General features: G+C 69.7%; 18 protein-coding genes. 9 read left to right on the forward strand and 9 right to left on the reverse strand.

Annotated elements, in window-relative coordinates; genetic code table 11:
• Positions 1–82 precede the first annotated feature (82 nt).
• Genes BJ964_RS31270 through BJ964_RS31280 form a run of 3 tightly spaced genes read left to right on the forward strand, consistent with a single transcriptional unit; the run spans position 83 to position 6381 of the window.
• Complete coding sequence (locus BJ964_RS31270) at positions 83–3865, forward strand: GTPase (RefSeq protein WP_188124028.1); 3783 nt, start codon at positions 83–85, stop codon at positions 3863–3865.
• Complete coding sequence (locus BJ964_RS31275) at positions 3862–5445, forward strand: GTPase domain-containing protein (RefSeq protein WP_188124029.1); 1584 nt, start codon at positions 3862–3864, stop codon at positions 5443–5445. Before BJ964_RS31270 ends, BJ964_RS31275 begins: the two co-directional genes overlap by 4 nt.
• Positions 5446–5487: 42 nt before the next feature.
• The gene (locus tag BJ964_RS31280) at positions 5488–6381 is read left to right on the forward strand and encodes a fructosamine kinase family protein (protein ID WP_229807189.1); all 894 of its coding nucleotides are present in this window, start codon (positions 5488–5490) and stop codon (positions 6379–6381) included.
• Positions 6382–6410: 29 nt separating this feature from the next.
• On the opposite strand, the gene BJ964_RS31285 is transcribed toward BJ964_RS31280, so the two are convergent.
• Positions 6411–8126 carry an IlvD/Edd family dehydratase gene (locus tag BJ964_RS31285; protein WP_188124030.1) on the reverse strand — a complete coding sequence of 572 codons (1716 nt, stop codon included), beginning with the start codon at positions 8124–8126 and terminating at the stop codon, positions 6411–6413.
• 35 nt (positions 8127–8161) lie between these two features.
• Here BJ964_RS31285 and BJ964_RS31290 point away from each other — a divergent pair, with 35 nt between their 5' ends.
• On the forward strand, positions 8162–9031 hold the full coding sequence (locus tag BJ964_RS31290; RefSeq protein WP_229807188.1) for an SMP-30/gluconolactonase/LRE family protein: 870 nt from the start codon (positions 8162–8164) through the stop codon (positions 9029–9031).
• 2 nt (positions 9032–9033) lie between these two features.
• Here the strand turns inward: BJ964_RS31290 and BJ964_RS31295 are convergent, their stop codons facing one another.
• From BJ964_RS31295 to BJ964_RS49235, 3 genes are all read right to left on the reverse strand, one after another.
• On the reverse strand, positions 9034–11034 hold the full coding sequence (locus BJ964_RS31295; RefSeq protein ID WP_188124031.1) for an ABC transporter permease: 2001 nt from the start codon (positions 11032–11034) through the stop codon (positions 9034–9036).
• Complete coding sequence (locus BJ964_RS31300; protein ID WP_188124032.1) at positions 11031–12443, reverse strand: extracellular solute-binding protein; 1413 nt, start codon at positions 12441–12443, stop codon at positions 11031–11033. The genes BJ964_RS31295 and BJ964_RS31300 overlap by 4 nt, the downstream gene beginning before the upstream one ends.
• A gap of 114 nt (positions 12444–12557) precedes the next feature.
• A complete protein-coding gene (locus BJ964_RS49235; protein ID WP_188124033.1) occupies positions 12558–13328 on the reverse strand; it encodes an IclR family transcriptional regulator in 771 nt (256 codons plus the stop codon).
• 46 nt (positions 13329–13374) lie between these two features.
• Between BJ964_RS49235 and BJ964_RS31310 the strand changes: the two genes are divergently transcribed.
• Positions 13375–14226, forward strand: a complete 852-nt coding sequence (locus BJ964_RS31310) for a fumarylacetoacetate hydrolase family protein (RefSeq protein WP_229807187.1) — start codon at positions 13375–13377, stop codon at positions 14224–14226.
• A 62-nt stretch (positions 14227–14288) separates the two neighbouring features.
• On the opposite strand, the gene BJ964_RS31315 is transcribed toward BJ964_RS31310, so the two are convergent.
• Positions 14289–15290 carry a serine hydrolase gene (locus BJ964_RS31315; RefSeq protein WP_188124035.1) on the reverse strand — a complete coding sequence of 334 codons (1002 nt, stop codon included), beginning with the start codon at positions 15288–15290 and terminating at the stop codon, positions 14289–14291.
• A 143-nt stretch (positions 15291–15433) separates the two neighbouring features.
• On the opposite strand from BJ964_RS31315, the gene BJ964_RS31320 reads away from it, so the two are divergent.
• On the forward strand, positions 15434–16033 hold the full coding sequence (locus BJ964_RS31320; RefSeq protein WP_188124036.1) for a class I SAM-dependent methyltransferase: 600 nt from the start codon (positions 15434–15436) through the stop codon (positions 16031–16033).
• 63 nt (positions 16034–16096) lie between these two features.
• On the opposite strand, the gene BJ964_RS31325 is transcribed toward BJ964_RS31320, so the two are convergent.
• The gene (locus BJ964_RS31325) at positions 16097–16306 is read right to left on the reverse strand and encodes a hypothetical protein (RefSeq protein WP_188124037.1); all 210 of its coding nucleotides are present in this window, start codon (positions 16304–16306) and stop codon (positions 16097–16099) included.
• A gap of 98 nt (positions 16307–16404) precedes the next feature.
• Between BJ964_RS31325 and BJ964_RS31330 the strand changes: the two genes are divergently transcribed.
• The gene (locus BJ964_RS31330; protein WP_188124038.1) at positions 16405–16914 is read left to right on the forward strand and encodes a GNAT family N-acetyltransferase; all 510 of its coding nucleotides are present in this window, start codon (positions 16405–16407) and stop codon (positions 16912–16914) included.
• A gap of 333 nt (positions 16915–17247) precedes the next feature.
• Here BJ964_RS31330 and BJ964_RS31335 read toward each other — a convergent pair whose 3' ends face one another.
• Positions 17248–18207, reverse strand: a complete 960-nt coding sequence (locus BJ964_RS31335) for an SMP-30/gluconolactonase/LRE family protein (protein ID WP_188127280.1) — start codon at positions 18205–18207, stop codon at positions 17248–17250.
• Between the two features lie 108 nt (positions 18208–18315).
• Here BJ964_RS31335 and BJ964_RS31340 point away from each other — a divergent pair, with 108 nt between their 5' ends.
• Positions 18316–18756 (forward strand): Lrp/AsnC family transcriptional regulator, encoded by a 441-nt coding sequence (locus tag BJ964_RS31340; RefSeq protein WP_188124039.1) that lies wholly within the window; start codon positions 18316–18318, stop codon positions 18754–18756.
• Between the two features lie 6 nt (positions 18757–18762).
• Here BJ964_RS31340 and BJ964_RS31345 read toward each other — a convergent pair whose 3' ends face one another.
• Both BJ964_RS31345 and BJ964_RS31350 read right to left on the reverse strand, forming a co-directional pair.
• Positions 18763–19209 carry a hypothetical protein gene (locus BJ964_RS31345; RefSeq protein ID WP_188124040.1) on the reverse strand — a complete coding sequence of 149 codons (447 nt, stop codon included), beginning with the start codon at positions 19207–19209 and terminating at the stop codon, positions 18763–18765.
• A 113-nt stretch (positions 19210–19322) separates the two neighbouring features.
• The gene (locus tag BJ964_RS31350; protein ID WP_188124041.1) at positions 19323–19691 is read right to left on the reverse strand and encodes a MerR family transcriptional regulator; all 369 of its coding nucleotides are present in this window, start codon (positions 19689–19691) and stop codon (positions 19323–19325) included.
• 114 nt (positions 19692–19805) lie between these two features.
• Between BJ964_RS31350 and BJ964_RS31355 the strand changes: the two genes are divergently transcribed.
• Entirely contained in the window at positions 19806–20879 is a 1074-nt protein-coding gene (locus BJ964_RS31355; protein WP_188124042.1) for an alkene reductase, read from the forward strand.
• The last annotated feature ends 19 nt before the right edge of the window (positions 20880–20898 follow it).

The raw sequence follows: 20898 nt of genomic DNA on the forward strand, positions 1-20898 counted from the left end.
CATCCGCTGGTCAGCCCGTCGACGGCGGTGGCCTAGGATCGGCCGCGACAGACGACGGGGCGCCTGCGGAAGTGACGACGAGTTGACCTCAGATGTGGTGTCGTTCGAGGATGCCGTCCAGTCGGCCGTCGAGCAGGGGCGTGCCGAACTGGCCCGGCTGGACGAGGTCACCGGCGAACTGGTCCGCGCGTTCGCGCCGGAACAGCGGGGCAGGCCGGCGTCATCGGCCCTGATCACCCGGCTCGACGACCTCACCACCGAGTTCCCGGCGGACCTGCGACGCCACCTGGATCGGGAGCGGGAGTCGCTCGCATCGTTCAACATCGCGTTCTTCGGGCGTACCGGCGTCGGCAAGAGCACCCTGCTGTCGGTGTTCGGCCGGCTCGACGGAACGTACGTCTCGCCTGGTGAAAGCGACTGCACCACCGAGGTGCAGGCCGTCGGATGGCGCAACTGCCGGCTCTACGACACCCCCGGCATCAACGGCTGGGGACGCACCGAGAGCCGCGAGAGTCTCGAAGCCAAGGCCCGCCGGGCGGTCGAGATCGCCGATGTCGTGTTCCTGTGCTTCGATTCCCAGTCCCAGCAGGCGATGGAGTTCACGAAGATCGCCGCCTGGATCAAGGACTACGGCAAACCGGCGGTGGCCGTCCTCAACTCCCGCAACGCGCAGTGGCACCATCCCGCCCGGGTTGCCCCGCCCCTGCGGCGCAACCTGTCCGAGCAGGTGCGGCAGCACGCCGACAACATCCGGACCCATCTCGTGGAGATCGGCCTGCCGGAGACGCCGATCGTCGCGATCCACAGCCAGCGGGCCCTGTTCGCCCGCGCCACCACCCCCTTCCGCGGGGTGGCCGCGGACGGCCTCGACTTCGAACGCGACACCTTCGGCATCGAGTACCTCGAACGCTGGTCGAACTTCGGCACGCTGGAACGTCTGATGGCCCACCTGATCGAGGAGGGCGCCGCCGATCTCCGGCTGGCCGCGCTGCGCCAGGACGTCCGGTCGCGATGCCGGCGGGGGATCGGCGAACTCGAGGACCTGGCGGCCGCGATCGACCGGGAGGCCGAATCCGTCGAACGTGACATCGAGTCGCTGTTCGCCGTGCTCGGCTACCCGGACGACGCCGAACGGGCCGTGTGGCTGCACGACGCGGCACTCGGCGCGGACCTGGTCGGGGTGTCCGAGACGGCGCGGGCGGTCCCGTACACCTCACCGCCCCAAGGGACGCTGGACCGCTTCGTCCGGCACCTCACCGCCTCGCACCTGGCGGGATGCCGCCGGCAGGCGAAGGCCGACGTGGATGAGCTGATCCGCAAGGCGTTCGCCGAGAAACGAGCGGTCGAGGAGCCGGAGTTCACCGAAGCGGTCTTCGACGAGGCCGCCGTCGGCGCCGCGGTGGCGGCCGTGTGGGCCGACCGCGGCGAGTTCCTGCGACGTGAGCTCGAAATCGCGGTGGGCCCCGAGTCCACCGGCAACGCGATGACGGTGTCGCACGCCGCGAAGATCCTCGGTGGCGAGGGCAGCGGCGTGATCGGCGACGTGGTCAAGGGGTCGGGCATCGCGCTGGGCCTGGGCGCCGCCGCCGTACCGCTCGCCGCGCTGCTGCTGTCGAACCCGGTGGGATGGGTGATCGGCGCGACCGCCGTGGGCGTCGGGATCGTGAGCCAGGTCCAGCAGTACTTCGGCAAGAAGATGAGCGACGAGGAAGCCGAACGGGCGCGGGAGGCGAGGTCCCAGGCAACGGTGACCGGCCATCGCGCGGTGGACGAGACGTTCAGCGGTTACGAGGACTCGCTCGTGGCCGAGAGCCGGAAAGCGGCGTGGACGTTGCTGGGTCCCGCGGTCGCCGAGACGCTGCGTACCGCGATCGAGCTCCGCACGGCGCGCGCCCGGATCGGCCGGCTGATCGACGACCTGCGCACCCACGCCGGTTCGATCGCGCCCGCGCCCGCGGTGGCCGACGTCCTCCAGCGGGCCCGGCGTCGCATGGGCGACTCCACGGCCGAGGTGACCCGGCTGTTGCTCGGCGAGGACTGGCTCGACGCCGGCGTCGACCCGCACGGGCCGGCGCAGATCGATCAAACCCTTCAGCAACGGTACGCCGAGCGCCGTCAGCAGGACCACGAACGACTGACCCGCGTGCTGGCCACGGCGTGGAGCACCCCGTCGACGGCGGCCATCCACGCGTGGCGGGCCGGCCTCGAGGAAGCCGCCCGGCACGACCCGGAGCTGTTCGACATCGTCCGGGCCTTCTGGCGCGTCGACGGAGCAAGACCGGCCTTCGTCGTTCTCGGTGACTACAACTCGGGCAAGTCGTCGCTGATCCGCCGGATCATGGTGGACAGCGGCCGGGAGACACGCGCGGCGATCGACATCCGGGCCACACCCGCGACCGCGGCCACGACCCGCTACCCGTTCCCCGGGTTCGACCTCGTGGACACCCCCGGACTGCAGAGCGGGCACGGCGAACACGACACCATCGCGTACGAGGCCATCGCCGAGGCCGCGCTCGTGTTCGTCGTCGTCCACATCAACCTGCTGGTCGGCGACACCACGATGCTGGAGGACCTGGCCCGCGGCGCGGAGACGATCGCCGCGAAGGGCGGCCGGACGGTGTTCCTCATCAACCGGTGCGACGAACTCGGCATGAACCCGCTCGCCGAACCCGCCGCATTCCTCAACCTGCAGAACCGCAAACGCGAAGAGTTGCGCGCCGCGTTCGCCGCCCGCGGCGTCGAGATCGGCACCGACCGGATCCACTGCCTGTCCGGCGACCCGTTCGGCCTGGTCGGAGCCGCTCCCGGGGCGCCGGCCGCCGCCTTCGACGAGAACCGGCTGTGGGACGGCGTGGCAGCGCTGACCAGCACCATGTCCGGCCTCTCCGACGAGCGGCTGTCCGCCGCGTCGTCGTCGGCCGCCTTCGACGCGGCGGTCACCGGCCTCAAACGGCGCCGGCACGCGCTGGAACGGGCGCAGGCCGACGCCGAGCAGGAGATGCGCCGTTCGGAACCGGTGATCGCCACCATTCGGGCCGCGGTGCAGGACGCCGTGATCCTGGAGAACTCGCTGCGCGAGGCCGCCCGCCGCACCGTGGACCGCCACCTGGTGGCGGCCAAGTCCACGCTCGTGAAGATCGAACGCAAGGACGCCAGGAAGCTGGAGGACCTCGTCCAGTCCTGGTGGAAGGCCCCGGAGTTCGAAGCCGATCTCGAACGCTACCTGACCGACGCGGCACACCGGCTGGACGAGTGGTACAGCGACCACATGTCCGCGATCGGACGCGAGATGCGCGCCGCCGAACTCCAGGTCGCACCCGAACTCGCGGCCGAGTTCGAAGCCAAGGGAAACGCCTGGTACGAGAACGTGACCTCGGGCGCCGGCAATGTCGCGGGCGCCGTGGCGCCGCTGGTGAACGCCCTGGGCACCCGGGACGCGGTCTACGCCATCGGCAAGTACTTCGGCCACAACTTCAAACCCTGGGGCGCCATCAACGGCGCCGCCCGGGTGGCCCGTGCCGGATTCGTCCTCGGGCTCGTCGCCTCCGCCGCCGACGTGGCGATGATGGCCAACGACAAACACAAGGACGGCAAACACAAGGACCAGCAGGACTCGGCCCTGCGGGAGATCGACGAGGCGGCCGCCGGGCTCGTCGAACAGATCATGCGCGGTGAGCGGGCCGACGGTCCCGTCGGATACCTGGAACAGCAGATCAGGGAACTCGAGGCACTGCTCGACGTACACCTCGATCGTGAGACGTCCCTCAAGAAGCGGATCGACTCGGCGAGAACGCGGGCCGCGACGGCCGGGGCCCTGATCACGGCCGCGGACGAACTGACGGGCACAACGGGGAGGAACGAGTGACCGTGGTCGACATCGATGCGGTGCGGGACTGGCTGGGCCGGCTGCCCGGCGGATCGCTGGCCGGACGGTACGGCGCCGCCTGGGACACCTTCCAGCAGCTGGACAAGCCGGTCGTGACCCTCTTCGGGTCCTACGACACCGGCAAGAGCTCCCTGCTGCGCCGGCTGATCGCCGACACCGGCGGCACCGCGCCCGCCTGGCTCACCATCAGCGCGCGTCACGAGACCTTCGAGGTCAACGGCGTCGAGGTCGGCGGCTGCATCGTCCGGGACACCCCCGGATTCTCGGTCGGCGGGTCCGACGTCCGGGCGCAGAACAACACCCGCGAGGCCCTGGCGGCGGTCGACCTCACGGACGTCGGCGTCCTCGTGCTCACCCCGCAACTGGCGACCGCCGACCGCGACCAGCTCCAGCAGCTGATCACCCGCGAGTGGCCCGCGGGAACGCTGTGGATCGTGATCTCCCGGTTCGACGAGGCCGGCGTCAACCCCGAGCACGGGCTCGCCCCGTACCGGGAACTGACCGCCCGCAAGGTCGCTGAACTGCGGCAACAGCTGACGTTCGACGACTCGGCCCCGGTCTACGCCGTGGCGCCGGATCCGTTCGGGCTGGCCGGCTCGTACACCGATCTCGGCCCGGAGACCTGGGACGCCTACCGCGCCTGGGACGGCATGAAGGACCTGACGGACGCCCTCGGCGCGGTGTCGTCGTCGGACCTGCCCGGATGGCGGCACGCCGCCGGGCAACGCTACTGGACGGCGGTCCTCGAACAGACCGTGACCGAACTGCGCGTCCAGCTGGCCGGCTACACGGTACGTGCCGAGGTCGCCACCAGCGGCATCAACCGCCGCCGGGCGTCGGAGAACGAACTCGACGCCATCGACCGCGCCGCCCGGGCCGGCCTCGACGGTCTCGTCGAGGAGGTGCTGCGCCGCGCCGGGAACCCGGCCTCCGGCACCGACGAGGTCCAGGCCGAGATCCAGCGCGCGCTCGGCGAGTGGTTCGAGAAGCACGAGCTCCGCCTCCAGCGGCTGCGGCAATCGGTGCGCAAGTCCACCGAACGCGACCACGCCCACCCGGCCTGGGCCGACTTCGCCTCCCTGGTCGCCACCCTCGAATCCGGCACCACCCGGGTCCCGGCCGAGGGCCTCGCCGGACGTGTCGAGTCGGTCGGGCCCATGCTGGTCGGCGTGCTGAAGGCGATGAGCGACGCGGCCGGGCCACTCGCCGGCAAGAAGACCCGCACCGCCAAGGCGGCCGAAGGGCTGGGACGGCACCTCGGCACCGTCGAGGCCGCGGTTCCCCTCGTCGTGTACGCGGCGAAGATCTTCGACGACTACCGGGCGGACCGTGCCCGTACCAACCAGGACAGGGCGGCGGCCGACAGCCGGCAACAGCTCGTCGACGCCTGCACCCGGCACGCCCTCGACACCTGGCAGCCGTACGTCGACGATCTGCGCGACGAGATCGTCGCCGCGACGAGCGACCGCGCGGACCTCGACGAGAGCCTGCACCAACTCGTCGGCCACCTCCGCGAAGCCCTGGCCGAGGGCGAGCGCCTGCTCACCCCGCCGCGGTAGCCCGACAGCACCCGCCCGTCGTGATCGCACCGAAGGAGAGCAGTGTCGATCCCCTCGACAGCCATTCTGGCGCAGCGGCTGTCGCGGGCGGGGATCCGCGACGTCGTCACCGTCGAGCCGGTGAGCGGTGGACTTGCCGCGCTCGCCGGCATAGCCGTCCGCGACAATGCGCCGTCGGTCTTCGTCAAAGCCTTCGCCGAAGCGCGCGACAGCGACGGTGACGCCTTCGTCGCGGAGGCCGAAGGACTGGCGGCCCTGCGGGAGCTCGGACAGCTGGCGACACCCGAGGTGATGCTGGCGAACCCGGAGTTGCTCGTGCTGTCGCTTCTCCAGCCGAGACCACGCGACGAAGCCTTCTGGGAGCGGTTCGCGCACGCGCTCGCCCACCTGCACACGAGCACCGTCCATCCCCGCTTCGGATGGCACCGCGACAACTGGTTGGGTCGCCGCCGGCAGGTCAACACGTGGGCCGGCGACGGCTTCGCCTTCTTCGCCGAACACCGGTTGCTCCGCTGGCTCACCGAGCCTCGCGTCGAGGCCGCGCTCGACCCCGCCGACCGGGCCGCGATGGAACGGCTGTGTGATCGACTGCCGGAGCTGTTGCCGGACCGGCCGGCCTGTCTGACCCATGGCGACCTGTGGGCCCAGAACGTGCTGGCCACGGCCGACGGGCGAGCGGCGGTGATCGACCCGGCAGTGTCGTACATGTGGGCCGAGGTGGACCTGGCCCATCTCTGGACCACCGTGCCGCCGCCGGAATCGCGCCGCTTCTTCGACGTCTATGCCGAGGCGACCGGTCTCGACGACGGCTGGCGGGCCCGCATGCCGATCATCCAGCTGCGACAGCACCTGGCGGTCCTGGCCCAGTTCGACGACGACTGGGGCGCCGCCGAGACGATCCGTGCCACGTTGACGCCGTTCCGGGCCGGGACCTGACCGCCCGTGACCTGCGACGGAATCGGAACTCAGTGGGATTCGCGGGAGACGCGGTCGCCGCTGGAGCCGCGCAGGAAGTCGCAGTCGGCGCCGGTGTCGGCCTGGCCGACGGTGTCGACGTAGAGGCGCTCCCAGCCGCGCGACGGCGCGGCGTAGGCCTTCGCCGCCTCCGGCGACGGCTCACGGGCGGCCCACTCGCCGGCGGGGACGTCGGCGTCGAGGCGCCGGTTCGCGACGTCGAGGACGATCATGTCGCCGGTGCGGACCTTGGCGAGCGGCCCGCCGGCCGCGGCCTCGGGGGCGACATGCAGAACCACGGTTCCGTACGCCGTACCCGACATGCGGCCGTCGCAGACGCGCACCATGTCGCGTACCCCCTGTTCGAGAAGTTTCGCCGGCAGCGGCATGTTGGACACCTCCGGCATGCCGGGATAGCCCTTGGGCCCGCAGCCGCGCAGCACCAGCACCGAGTCGGCGGTGACGTCCAGATCCGGGTCGTCGAGCCGGGCGTGCAGGTCCTCGACGGAGTCGAAGACCACGGCCGGCCCCCGGTGCCGCAGCAGGTGCGGGGACGCGGCGGCCGGTTTGACGACCGCCCCGTCCGGCGCCAGGTTGCCGTAGAGGACCGCGATCCCGGCGTGCGGCCGCAGCGGTTCGGCGCGCGGGCGGATCACCTCCCGGTCGTAGACGCGGGCGTCGCCGAGGTGGTCGGCCAGCGGTCGGCCGGTGACCGTGATCGCGGCCGGGTCCAGCAGGTCACGGATCTCGGCGAGGACGGCGTGCAGGCCGCCGGCCCGATACAGGTCGTCCATCAGGAACCGGCCGGCCGGCAGCAGGTCGACCAGCAGCGGCACGTCGGCGCCCGTACGATCGAAGTCGTCCTGGGAAAGGTCGACGCCGAGCCGGCCGGCGATGGCGAGCAGGTGCACGACGGCGTTGGTGGAGCCGCCGAGGGCGGCGAGCGCGACGATCGCGTTGAGGAACGAGCCGCGGGTCATCACCTCGCTGGGGCGGCGGTCCGCGTCGACCAGTTCGACGGCGAGCACACCGGTCGCGTGGGCGGCCTCCAGCAGGCGGCTGTCCGGGGCCGGGGTGCCGGCGACTCCGGGCAGGGTCATGCCCAGCACCTCGGCGATCAGGCCCATGGTGGAGGCGGTGCCCATCGTGTTGCAGTGGCCCCGGCTGCGGATCATCGACGACTCGGAGCGCTGGAACTCGGCGTTGGTGAGAGTCCCGGCCCGGACCTCCTCGGACAGTTTCCACACGTCGGTGCCGCAGCCGAGCGGCACGCCACGGAAGGTGCCGGTCAGCATCGGGCCGCCGGGCATCACCACGGCCGGCAGGTCGACCGAGGCGGCGCCCATCAGCAGCGCGGGGATGGTCTTGTCGCAGCCGCCGAGCAGGACGACGCCGTCGATCGGGTTGGCGCGCAGCATCTCCTCGATGGCCATCGCGGCCATGTTGCGCCACAGCATCGCGGTGGGCCGGACCTGGGTCTCGCCGATCGACACGACGGGCAGGTTCAGCGGGATGCCGCCGGCCCGGTGGACGCCGTCGGCGACGCTGCGGGCGACCTCGTCGAGGTGGGCGTTGCACGGGGTCAGGTCGGAGGCGGTGTTGGCGATGGCGATGTGCGGGCGCCCGTCGAAGGCGTCGGCCGGCAGACCGCGCCGCATCCAGGCACGGTGGATGTAGCTGTTGCGATCGTCTCCGGCGTACCACTGTGCACTGCGTCGCGGATGCATCGCCCACCTCCGGTGGTCACTACAATTCCATGGACATGAATGAGATGACCAGACGGCACACCGCCCGCCCGGCCACCGGCACCGGCTGGTTCCTCGGGGAGGGGCCGGTGTGGGACGCCGCCCGGCAGCGCCTGTTGTGGGTCGACATCATGGCCGGCGACGTGTACGAGGGCCGGCTCGGCGCCGACGACCGTGTGGAAGCGGTCCGTAGCTGGTCGTTCGAGCAGAGCGTGGGTGCTGTCGCGGTCGCTGGGAACGGCGACCTGCTGGTGGCCGAGCGGGAGACGCTCACCCGGGTGCATGCCGACGGCGGGCGTACGCATCTGGCGCGGGTGTTGCCGCCGGGGTCGCCGAGCCGGCTCAACGACGGCGCGGTCGACCCGTCCGGCCGGTTCCTGGTCGGCAGTCTCGGCGGTGACCGGGAGGTGCTGGTCCGTTTCGAGGACGGCGGGTGCACGACCATCGACGACGATCTGACCCTCTCCAACGGGCTGGCCTGGAGCCCGTCCGGTGACCGGTTCTACAGCGTGGACACGCTCACCCGCACCGTCCATGTGCGCGACTACCCGGCGGGGGAGCGGTCCGTGTTGTTCACCGTCGGCGACGGGTACCCGGACGGCCTGTGTGTGGACGCCGGCGGCAACCTGTGGCTGGCCGTCTGGGGCGGGGGCCGCGTCGAGTGCCGGTCGCCGGCCGGTGAGCTGCTCGCGGTGGTCGAGGTGGACGCCCCGCACACCTCCAGCGTCGCGTTCGCCGGGCCGGGACTGAACGTCCTGGTGATCACCACGGCCACGCAGCACCTCACCGCCGCCGATCTGGCGGCCCATCCGCTGTCCGGCCGGCTGTTCACCGCCCGCGTCGGTGTCACGGGACTGCTCACGCCGTACTGGAATCCGGGTCTTTGATCTCATCCCTTGACCGCGCCCGCGGTGAGCCCTTCGGTGAGGAATCGCTGCCCGAACGCATACATGACCACGACGGGGATGCTGACCAGCAGCGACGCGGCGGCGAGCTGGCCCTGTGGCACGACGTCGCCGGCGATCATCGACTGCATGCCGACGGGCAGCGTCTTGTACTCGTCCTTGGTGATGAACACGAAGGCGAAGAGGAACTCGTTCCAGGCGTTGGTGAGGGTGAACAGTGCGACCGCCAGCAGGCCCGGTTTGGCCAGGGGCAGCACCACCCGGCGGAACGCCTGGACCCGGGTGCTGCCGTCGACCAGGGCCGCCTCCTCCAGGTCGACCGGGATCGACGCGAAGTAGCCGGTCAGCAGCCAGGTGGCGAACGGCAGCGTGAACGTCGGGTAGGTGAGCACCAGCGACCACAGCGAGTCGGTGAGCCGTGTCTCGATGAGCAGTTGATAGAGCGGGATGAACAGCAGCGCGCCGGGCATCACGTAGGTGAGCAGGACCGTGACGGTGAAGCCCTGTGCGCCGCGGAACCGTAGCCGGGCCAGCGCGTATCCGCCGAGGGCGGCGCAGAGCAGGGCCACCGTGGTGGACGCCGCCGACACCATCAGGGTGTTGAGGTACCAGCGGCCGAACGGCTGGTTGGTGAAGAGGGCGCCGAACTGTTCCAGGGTCCACGGCGTGGGCCACAGGTCGTTGTCGCGCATGACGACCTGGTTCTCGGACTTGAACGCGGTGACCGCGATCCAGTAGACCGGGCCCAGGACGAAGGCCAGCAGTCCGGCCAGCGCGATCGCGGTACCCACCCGGGACACCACGGCGGAGGCTCGGCGCCCGCCCCGGGCGCCCAGCACCGAGACGATCCGGGCGACGGCGACCGCGATCAGCAGGGCCGTTCCGAGGATGACCGTGGCCTTCCAGAAGATCTCCGGCGAGGCCCAGAACAGCAGGCCGGTGACGGCCGCGGTGACGGCCCAGCCGACCGCGGTACGGGCCGGCCCGGTCCATCGTGGTGGCCGGTTGCCGGAGTCCTGGCGCAGTAGCCGGACCAGGACGAACACCAGTCCGGCGATGATCGGCAGCATGACCAGCGTGACGGCGGCGCCGGCCCCGTACTGCAGTTGCAGGATCGCCTTCGAGTAGGCGACCAGCACGTACGGGGCGGTGACGTCGCCCGGACCACCCTGGGTCAGCAGCCAGATCAGGTCGAAGTTGTTGAACGTCCAGATCGACGACAGGGTGACCGTTACGGTGATCACGTGGCGTAGCCCGGGCAGGGTGACGTGCCGGAACCGCTGCCAGGCTGTGGCGCCGTCGATGGTGGCGGCCTCGTAGTGCTCGGCGGGGATGGCTTTCAGGCCGGCCAGGAAGCAGACGGTGAAGAACGGCACCCCCTTCCACACGTTGACCAGGATCACCGAGGGCATGGCCAGCGCCGGGTCGGACAGCCAGCCGGCCGGCCAGCTGTCGACCAGGTGCAGGGTCGCCAGCAGCGGGCCGATTCCCGAGCTGGTGAGCAGCGTGTTGACGCTGCCGAAGATCGGGTCGAGCAGGGAGCGCCAGCTGAACGCGGTGACCACCGTCGGCACCACCCACGGCACCAGGAGCAGGCCGGTCAGCAGGGCCCGGCCGCGGCGCAGGCGGTGCAGGAGCAGGGCCGCGGCAAGACCGAGCAGGACCTTGAAGATCTCGGCGTACGCGGTGAAGACGAACGAGTTCACCACACCGGTACGGAATTGCTGGTCACCGGCGAGTGAGAGGTAGTTGTCCAGGCCGACGAACACGCTGTCCGGGCCGTGCCGTTCGGTGGTGCTGGTGATGAACGACTGGGCGATCGGCACGAGCACGAGCACACCGACCAGTACGGCGGTCGGCGTCAGGAACAGGGCCGCGAGCCGCCAGTCGCGGCCCAGCCGCCGCTGGACGGGCGTGAGGGAGCCGGGCCCCGGTGGCGATGTCGCCTTCACCACCGGGGCCGGCGCTGTGCGCAGCGACCTCACTGCGGCAGCCCCTGCTGGGAGAAGATCTGCACCATCTTGGCGTGGGCGTCCTTGACCGCCTGCGCGGGCGCCGCGCCCTGCGCGACCTGCTGCATCATGTCGGTCATGACGTAGGCGGCGACGACGGCCTGCTGTCCGGCGCTGGCCTTCTGCGGGAAGGTCAGGCCGTTCTTGGTCTTCAGCGGCAGGGGCTGCTGGGACATGGTGCGCAGCATCGGGAACGCCGGGTCACCGCCGCCGAAGAACGGGTCGGCGTCCCAGACCTCCTCCCAGGCGGGCATCGCCAGGCCGGGGGCCTCCTTCGCCACGCCGACCAGGGCGGGCGCGGTGATCAGGTACTGGGCGAGGAGCCGGGCGAGGGCGCCGTTCTTGGCGCCCTTGAACACCACGAAGCCCTGGGACTGCCCGAGCAGCAGCGAGGAGTCGGTGGCCGGGCCGATGCAGTCGGAGAAGACGTGCGTGTTGCCGTACACCGGATTCTTCTTGGTCTTGGAGTCGGCGTAGACGCTGAAGCTGTTGCGGGTGTAGCCGAGGACGCCGGCGAGCCAGTTCTCGTTGTTGCTGGTGTCGGTCCAGCTCTCCACGCCGGGTGGCAGCATCGGCTTGAACTTGGGATTGGTGTAGATGTCGCCGAGGAAGGTGACCGCCCGCACCGTCTCCGGCGAGTCGAAGGTGACCTTGCGGCCGTCGTTGGAGGCGATCGCCCCGCCGTAGGAGTTGATCAGCGCCTCGATCATGCCGTTGGCGTCCCCGGAGCGGTTGATCGTCATGCCCCAGCCGAACCGGCGTTTGCCCGGGTCGGAGATCGCCAGGCAGACGTCGCGCAGTTCCTCCCAGGTGTAGACGTCCTTCGGGGTGATCCCCTTCTCCTGCATCCAGTCCTTGCGCAGGAACGATCCGATGCCGATGAAGTGGTACGGGATCGCGTACCACCTGCCGTCGAAGACGCAGAAGTTCTTGGCCTCGGCGCAGGGTTCGCCGTACTTTGCGGTCAGCGCCGTGACGACCTCGGTCACGTCCTCCAGGTCGCCCAGCGCGTGGAACTGGGCGATGAACCGTGAGTCGGTCATGAACGCCAGGTCGCGGGCCACGCCGCCCTTGACCTCGGCGTCGATCTTGGCGACCACGTCGCCCGCGTCGGCCTGGACCAGGCTGTTCTCGATCGTCGTTCCGGTGGCTTCGGCGAATTTCCTGATCGAGGCGTCCAGTGCCTCGTTGGCGGCCGTCGAGTACAGCTTCTGCGACAGCACGCCCATCGTGGAGCCTTTCAGCGCCGTGGCGGCGTCGAGCAGTTCCTTCGGCACCTCCGCCGGGGCGGTGGGCGGCGGCTCCGAGCCGTCGCCGCAGGCGGCCAGGCCGGCCGCGCCGAGCACCCCTACGCCCATTCCCAGAAAGCCGCGTCTCTTCATGGCCGCTCAACCCCTTTGTTCGAAATCTCGAACGTGGTTCGATATACCGTATCGGGTGGACGCGACGCTAGGACAGACCCATGAGAGGTGTCAATGTTTCGGAGCGGTTGCCGATTACCGCGATATGTCGCGGTACCCCATGCGCGCCGACAGCGTGGCCGCACCCTCGCGCACCAGCCCGGTCCACTTCTCCGGCGCCTGCGGGGTCCAGCGGATGATCGGCGCCGACACGCTCATCGCGGCGACGATCGCGCCGGAATGGTCCCGGACCGGCGCGGCGACACAGCGCATGGCGATGTCGGACTCCCCGATGTCGGCCGCGACGCCGTCAGCGCGGACCTGATCGAGACGCGCCCGCAGCCGGTCCGGGTCGGTGATGCTGGCCGGTGTCATGCCCGCCAGGGGACCCTTCGCCAGGACGCCGTCCAGCCCCGCCCGGTCGAGGCCGGCCAGCAGGATCTTGCCGACCGCCGTGCAGTTGGCGGGCAGCCGGCGCCCCACCGCGGACACCATCCGGACCGGGTGCGTGCTGTCCACCTTGACGAGATAGATGACATCGGCGCCGTCCAGCACGGCCACATGGACCGCCTCGTCACAGGCGGCCGCCACATCCCGCGCGACACCCTGCGCCTCGCGGACCAGATCGAGCCGCCCCGCGAACGCCGAACCGAGCTGGAACAACGGCATGCCGAGCCGGTACCGCACCGGCTGGCCCGGGACGACGATCAGGTACGCCCGCTCCACCAGCGTGACCAGCAGCTCGTGGACGGTGGTCCGGGGCAGGTCGAGCCGCTCGATCACCTCGCGGGCCGACAACTCCGGCCGGTCCAGGAACAGTTCGAGGATGTCGAGCGCGCGGATGACCGCCGGTACCACACGGGCCACGTCAACAGTCCTTTCGGAGGGTCACATGCCGATATCCCTTCACCACGTGCGTGTTGGCGCCGGGTCACGCTGGACAGTGTGCCAGGACGGCGAGTGGGCCGAACTCGGCGGCACACTCGCCGACCTGCTCGCCGGGCCGCTCGACCGGGCCCGGGCCACGATCGAGGCCGCCCTTCCCGCTGCCCTTCCCGGCCCCGCTCCGCACGGTCCCTTCCTCCCCCCGATCGACCGGCAGGAGATCTGGGCGGCCGGGGTCACCTACCTGCGCAGCCGCGACGGGCGCCGGGAGGAGTCCGGGCACGGCCCGCTCTACGACCACGTCTACGACAGCGACCGGCCGGAGATCTTCTTCAAATCCAGCCCCTGGCGCGTGGTCGGCGACCGCGACCCGGTCGGGATCCGCGCCGACTCCGGCTGGGACGTGCCCGAGGCCGAGGTGGGCCTGGTGCTCAACGCGGCCGGCGACGTGTTCGGCTACACCCTCGGCAACGACATGAGCAGCCGGTCGATCGAGGGCCTGAACCCGCTCTACCTGCCACAGGCCAAGATCTACGACCGGTCCTGCGCGATCGGGCCGGCGATCGTGCCGAGCTGGGCGGCCGGTCCCGGCCCGTTCGAGATCGGCCTGCGAGTGCTGCGCGACGGCCGGGAGGCGTACGCCGCGACGGCCTCCACCGCAGGCATGGCCCGCAGCTTCGCCGACCTCGCCGGCTGGCTGTTCCGGGCGCTGAGCTTCCCGGCCGGCGTGGTGCTGCTGACCGGCACCGGCGTGGTGCCCGACGCCGACTTCACCGCCCGCCCCGGCGACACGATCGAGATCCGGTGCCCGGAACTCGGGATGCTGACCAACGGGGTCGTCGCGGTGGGGTGCGCGCCGGCGGACGCTGACGACGGCTGACGCTCTGCTTGTCCGCGGCGGCCGGCACGGCGGCGCCGGCATCGACGCCGGCGCCGGCCCGGTCAGCCGCCGTTGACCGGGTGGAACGGCTTGGGCAGGGTGCGGGGCGCCGCCGAGCGGGCCGTGACCGCCGGAGCCGCCGGCAGACTGTCCATCAGCGTGCGGCCGATCTTGGCGTGCGCCTCCACCGCCGGATGGGTGGCGCCGTAGTTCTCCGGATCGCCCAGCCCTTCAGCGAACATCGCGTACGTCAGCAGCGGCGAACCGTCGACGCCGAACATGATGCCGGCCTCGTGCCGGGACTCGCCGAGGCTGTTGAAGTCGGCGCCGTACTTGGTGGCGACGCGCTCGCGCTCCCGCGACGACATCACCCGCCGGACACCGTCGTGGTAGCCGTTGAGCCACCGGGTGACGCTGAGCAGGAAGTCACAGGACTCCGGCTTGAGCAGCGTCTTGGTGGCCAGCCGCCACAGCAGGTCGTGCATCTCCCGCGGCGTCGTCGTACCCAGGAAGAACCGGTTCGGATTGGCGACCGGCTGGACCCGGGTGTGCACGAACCCCTTGGCCGCCAGAATCTCGTTGATCTCCAGGGCAGGAACGACACGACCACACATCCGTACGGCCGTGTTGTCGGACACCAGCAGCATCGCGGTGAGGAAGTTCGCCACCGTGATCTCATCACCCCACACCCGGTGCAGGTGGTAGATGCCGGAGCCGCCCAGAATGATGTCGGCCGGCAGGTCGAGCTTGGTGCCCAGACTCAGCAGACCCCGGTCGATCTTGTCCATGACAGCGGTGGCGACCGCCAGCTTCTGCACGCTGTACCCGTTGGTGACGTGGTCGGCGTCGTCCTCCACGACGGGCCGCAGCACGCCGGCCGCGTCCACCGCGGCGATGTGGGTATGCCAGAGGCCGCCGGCCTTGGCCTTCTCCCGCTCGTACACCCTCCGGATGCCACGCGGCCCGGACGGCGCGGCCTCGGCGGGCCCGCTCACGCCCGCGCCGACGACCGCCGCGGCGGCGCCGATCCCGAGTGCCGAACGGCGCGACAAGCTGGATGACATCGTGTCTCCTCAGTGGATGGACGGCGAATCACGGCGCAAGGTACACCATGCCCGCTCCACCAACAGCCTTGTCGCCCGCGTTCCGGGATCGCCATTCTGCGTTCCCCGTTGGGAAGATCGAGCCCGGACTCTAGAGTGACGCCGTGGGAAACCAGCCGGTCCGTGACGCCTACTCCGCCATGTCTGAGCAGTACATCGCCTTGATCAAGGGTGGGCAGGCCGACGTGGACGACACGGCCCTCGTCCGGGACCACCTCGCCGGCCTGGACGGCAGGGTGCTCGACCTCGGCTGCGGCCCCGGGCACTGGAGCGCCTACCTGCATTCGTGCGGCGCCGACGTGATCGGTATCGACCTGGTCCCCGAGTTCATCCACCACGCGCGGACGAACTTTCCCGGGCCGGAGTTCCGGCTCGGATCGATGACCGGCCTGGACCTTCCCGACCACTCGGTGGCCGGGATCCTCTCCTGGTATTCGACCATCCACCTACCGCCACCGGAACTGGACGGTGTACTCACCGAGTTCCGCCGGATGTTGGCCCCTTCCGGGAAGCTGGTGATCGGCTTCTTCGACAGCGCCGACGTGGTGGCCGCGTTCGACCACAAGGTTCATCGGGCATACCGCTGGCCCGTGGACGAGTTCTCCGCACGCCTGGAAAAGGCCGGTTTCACCGAACTTCAGCGCTCAAGGAAACAGTTGCCGGACCGCCCGGACCGCATGTATGCGGCCATCGCCGCGACATAGTGGTCACCTGACCACTGGATCAGCCCAGCCTGAAACCTGCTGCGCTGGGCAGGCCGGCGCCGATCAGCTCGAAGGCAGGCAACCCAGCGCGACCTGCACCCTCGCGAGCAGCGTCTTGGTCACGATGCCGGACAGCTCGCCGAGTGCTTTGACGGGCGCGGGGCCCGCTCGATCCGGCTGTGATCGCGCCCTGGACAGCCACGCCTTCGACGGGATCGCGCTCTTCAGTGACATGACGTGCCGCCGCGCACGTTCGACGCCGGGCTCGGACATCTCCTTGAGGCTTTCGCCATCGCGGGAGGTATATCGAGGTGCGCTCGCGCGATCCTCCTGGTCCGATGTTGACGATGTCCTCCACACCACGAGCCGCCATGTCGCGGTCACTGCGCACCGAACGTCTGAGGCTGGACGCCTTCACCGCCGATGATGCCGTCGAGTTGCACGCACTCTTCGCCGACCCGGACACGCATACCATCGGATCTGGACCCTTCACCGCCTTCGAGCAGACCGAACGCTGGATCGACAATCGCATCGCAGCGCAACGCGACCATGGCCTGTGTTGGTATGCGGTTCGATGCTTCGAGACCGGACTGCTGATCGGCAATTGCGGGATGCTCAAAGGCCGAACCGGTTGCGAGGAACCGGAACTCGGCTACATGATCCAGGCCTCGTACCGAGGCCGCGGCTATGCCACCGAAGCAGCCGCGGCGGTGCTACAGCAGTGTCACGCTGTTGGCGTACGTCGGGTGTGGGCCAGCATCCGCCCTCACAACCTCGCATCGCGCCACATCGTCACGCGACTGGGCATGCACCTGGACCGCACGGACAACGACGACCAGGGCGAACTGCTCTTCTACGCCATTGACCTGCACTTCCGTTGACCACCCATCCCGGTATGCCTGGCTCGACCGGTGGAACCGGATGGCCGCCCGGCCGTCCACTCCCTTCACCACCACCCGATGGGACGGCCAGCCGGGCGACCGGGAAACCCGCAGGTGCGGCTCTCGGCCCGGAGAGGCCGCCGCCGGCCCGATCACCCCGTCGTGAGGCGCCGGCGGGGACGGAACGCCAACAATGCGACGAGGAGCAACGTCACCGGCAGGCCGAAGAGCCACAGCGCGGTGCCGGGATCAATCCACCCTGCCGTGCGGGCGATGTCCAGGAGTGTTCCGGTCAGCAGGGCAGTGCCAAGGTGAGGCAGAACGAGATCGCCTTCACCGGGACTGCGCGTCCAACCAGGGCCGGCGTCCCGGTCCGGTCGGGTGTGTTCCCGTGATGCCCATGACTACCGAGTAGAGGCTGGTCTCGGCGGCGATGAAGAGGCGGTTGCGCTTGGCGCCGCCCCAGGAGATGTTGGCCACCGACTCGGGGATGTTCAGTCGCCCGAGCAGCGTGCCGTCAGGGTCGTAGCAGTGCACACCGTCGTCCATCGCAGCGGCCCAGAGCCGGTTGGCGTCGTCGAAGCGGAGGTTGTCGAAGCGGGCGTTCTTGCGGGCACCCGCTTCGGCGAAGATCCGGCCCTCGGACAGGGTGCCGTCATCGCGTACGTCGAAGACCCGGATGACGCCTGCCCGGGTGTCGGAGACGAACAGTTGCCGCTCGTCGGTGGAGAAGACCAAGCCGTTGGGTGCGCCGAAGCAGTCCGCGACCAGTTGCACTGTGCCGGTGGCCGGATCGATGCGATAGACGTTGTTGGAGCCGATCTCGCTGTGCGCGCGGTAGCCCTCGTAGTCGCTGGTGATGCCGAAATCCGGGTCGGAGAACCAGATCGAACCATCGGATTTCACCGCCGCATCGTTCGGGCTGTTCAGGCGTTTGCCCTGCCATCGGTCAGCCAGCACGGTGATGGTGCCGTCGTGTTCGGTTCGGGTCACTCGACGGTTGCCCTGTTCGCAGGTGATCAGGCGGCCCTGCTGGTCGACGGTGTTGCCGTTGGTGTTTCCGGCGGAGCGTCGAAAGACGCTGACTGTGCCGGTTTCCTCCTCCCAGCGCAGCATCCGGTCGTTCGGGATGTCGCTCCAGATCACCTGTCTCCAGGCAGGCAGGTAGATCGGCCCCTCTGCCCAGCGGCAGCCGGAATACAGCACCTCCAGCCGATCGTCACCGTTCATGCACCGCCCGGTACGGAACCTGTCGTCGAACATCTCATACAGTGCGGAGCCATCGCCGTTCATAAAATCGTCCCTTCCCGCCCCCATGGATCGTTCCGAACCTTGTTCGGCGCAAGGTCGATACTGCTGTATGAGGTATGGTCCTATCAAGAACTACTTGAATGGATTTCCATGGATCACATCGATAGAGCGCTGCTGGCGAAGCTCCAAGAGGACGCCACCCAGTCGTACGCCGGGCTGGGGCAGGCGGTCGGCCTCTCCGCCGGCGCGGCCCATGAGCGCGTACGGAAGCTGCGGGAGCGCGGCGTTATCCGCCGGACCACGGTTGAGGTGGACCCGGCCGTGGTGGGCGGCGGCGTCCTGGCTTTCGTCATGGTCGACTCGACGTCTTGGATGGGCGATACGGCGGAGGACTTCGCGGCGCTGCCCGAGATCGTGGAGGCGCACATCATCGCCGGCAGCGCCTCGGTCCTGGTGAAGGTCAGGACGGCGACGACCGAACTGCTACAGGACGTGTTGCGCCGAATCTACGCGATCGACGGCGTCAGCGGGACGCAGGCCACGGTGGTGCTGGAAACCTTCTTCGAACGACCTGTCTCGCCGCAGGCGTGACGAGGCTTAGCCCCGAACCGTCTCCAGACGAGTCGTTGAGGCAGGTATCGGATCGCCGGGTTGGGGTGTGCGGGTACCCAGGTTGACATACCAGGATCCGTCGATCGAACTGATCGCTATCTGGTCGACGATCTTGGTGCCGTGGGTATCCGTGGCGGAGATCCGTGCAACATCGATGGCGCCGGTTATCGGGTTCGTCAGCCAGGTGGTCCGGGGGTTGATCCACTCGCGGTCACCGATTGCAGCGATCTTCTGATCGATCTCGCTCACCTGGTCGAAGGCTGGATTGTTGAGCTCGAGGAGACGGCTTCTGTCGCCCTGCTGGATGGCGTCGACATAAGCAGCGACAACCTCGTCCCCGCTCAGGCCTTCGGTGGGAGACGACGTGCACGCTACCGCCCAGGGCAGCACGACCGATGCCACGAGTACCGAACGCGACAACTTGCCAATCATCGATGCTCCATCAGACGGTTCGAGCGGGCCGCGGCCATTGTCGGGTGCTTCCGGCTGCTGAGGTATCGGCTGGTCAGGCGGGGCGGCACGCCGGGCGTGGGCCAACTTTCTCGTCATTCGGCAGCGAACCGGGACCGATGCTCCCGGTTGATGGCGATCAACTGGTCGAGCGCGTCGCGGGCCTGGGTGAGTTCCTCGATGTGTTGCGTGATGCGGTCCCGTTCCTGCTGCAACTGCGTCCAGGCGGCGTCGGCGTTCTGGGCGGTGGGCGAGTCGACGCACGGCAGCAGCTCGGCGATCGTGCGGCTGGCGAGCCCGGCGGCGTACAGCCGCTGGATGAACCGCACCCGGCTGACCTCCTTGTCGGTGTACTGGCGTTGGCCGCCCGGGCTGCGGGTGCTGACGAGTAGCCCTTGCTCCTCGTAGTAGCGCAGGGAACGCACGCTCACCCCGGCCCGCGCCGCGAGATCACCGATCCGCATGTGGCCTCCTCGCTGTGATCTGCTTCGCAAACCTTGCATCTGACGTCAATGTCAGGTCTTAGCGTAGCGGCGCGTCCGGTCGGCGGGCGCCATGCTCCTGGAAGGCAGTGCGTGATGACGACCCTGTTCGACCGGTACCAACTCGGCGAAATGGTTCTGCCGAACCGTGTGGTGATGGCCCCGCTGACTCGGGTTCGCGCCGCCGCGGGCGGTCTCGCGACGCCGTCGATGGCGACCTACTACGCCCAGCGGGCCACCGCGGGACTCATCGTGACCGAGGGCGTGCAGCCCAGCATCGTGGGGCAGTCGAACCCCGGCACCCCGGGCCTGCACACCGATGAGCAGGCCAAGTCGTGGCAGCAGGTCACCGACGCGGTGCACATCAACGGCGGGCGTGTCTTCGCCCAGCTCATGCACGGCGGCCGGGTGTCGCACCCGGAGACGACCGGCATGCAGCCGGTCGGCCCGTCGGCCGTCCCGGCAGCCGGCGAGCTCTTCACGCCGACCGGCCGCAAGCCCGCGCCGGTGCCCCGCGCGCTGGACACCGCCGAGGTGCCCGACCACGCACGCTCCTACGCCGGCGCGGCCCGGTACGCGATCGACGCCGGCTTCGACGGTGTGGAACTGCATGGCGCGAACGGCTACCTGATCTCGCAGTTTCTCTCCAGCACGGCCAACCTGCGTACCGACCGCTACGGCGGATCGATCACGAACCGGATCCGGTTCGCCGTCGAAGCGGTGACCGCGACGGTCGAGGCGGTGGGCGGTCACCGTACCGGGATCCGGCTCTCACCGGGCGCCGGCATCTGGGGCGCCACCGAGACCGACGTGCCCGAGATGTACACCGCGCTGCTCACCGAACTGGCACCGCTCGGCCTGGCATACGTCCACCTGGAGCTCACCACCGCCGAAGAGGTGCTGATCGGGCTGCGCCGCGCCTGGCCGGGCACCCTCATCGTCAACCCCGCGTTCCCGATGGGCCCGAAGAAGGCGGACGGAGCGGCCGCGCAGCGGTGGCTGGAACTGGGCGCCAACCTGATCAGCTTCGGTCGCGCCTTCATCGCCAACCCCGACCTCGTGGAACGGCTACGGCAGCATCTCCCACTCGCCGACGACGACCAGGCGACCTGGTACGCGGGCGGCGACCAGGGCTACCTCACCTATCCCACATACCGGTACGAGGCCTGACCGCCCTCACCTTCCAGCA

Origin of the sequence: Actinoplanes lobatus, from assembly GCF_014205215.1 — a bacterium.
Lineage (GTDB): Bacteria > Actinomycetota > Actinomycetes > Mycobacteriales > Micromonosporaceae > Actinoplanes > Actinoplanes lobatus.

Excerpts from the sequence above, each read along its gene's own strand:
- BJ964_RS31355 (WP_188124042.1), top strand. The coding sequence starts at position 19,806 with ATGACGACCCTGTTCGACCGGTACCAACTCGGCGAAATGGTTCTGCCG.
- BJ964_RS31325 (WP_188124037.1), bottom strand. The coding sequence starts at position 16,306 with ATGTCCGAGCCCGGCGTCGAACGTGCGCGGCGGCACGTCATGTCACTG.
- BJ964_RS31290 (WP_229807188.1), top strand. The coding sequence starts at position 8,162 with ATGAATGAGATGACCAGACGGCACACCGCCCGCCCGGCCACCGGCACC.
- BJ964_RS31300 (WP_188124032.1), bottom strand. The coding sequence starts at position 12,443 with ATGAAGAGACGCGGCTTTCTGGGAATGGGCGTAGGGGTGCTCGGCGCG.
- BJ964_RS31345 (WP_188124040.1), bottom strand. The coding sequence starts at position 19,209 with ATGATTGGCAAGTTGTCGCGTTCGGTACTCGTGGCATCGGTCGTGCTG.
- BJ964_RS31315 (WP_188124035.1), bottom strand. The coding sequence starts at position 15,290 with ATGTCATCCAGCTTGTCGCGCCGTTCGGCACTCGGGATCGGCGCCGCC.
- BJ964_RS31350 (WP_188124041.1), bottom strand. The coding sequence starts at position 19,691 with ATGCGGATCGGTGATCTCGCGGCGCGGGCCGGGGTGAGCGTGCGTTCC.
- BJ964_RS31340 (WP_188124039.1), top strand. The coding sequence starts at position 18,316 with ATGGATCACATCGATAGAGCGCTGCTGGCGAAGCTCCAAGAGGACGCC.
- BJ964_RS31335 (WP_188127280.1), bottom strand. The coding sequence starts at position 18,207 with ATGAACGGCGATGGCTCCGCACTGTATGAGATGTTCGACGACAGGTTC.
- BJ964_RS31285 (WP_188124030.1), bottom strand. The coding sequence starts at position 8,126 with ATGCATCCGCGACGCAGTGCACAGTGGTACGCCGGAGACGATCGCAAC.
- BJ964_RS31330 (WP_188124038.1), top strand. The coding sequence starts at position 16,405 with ATGTCGCGGTCACTGCGCACCGAACGTCTGAGGCTGGACGCCTTCACC.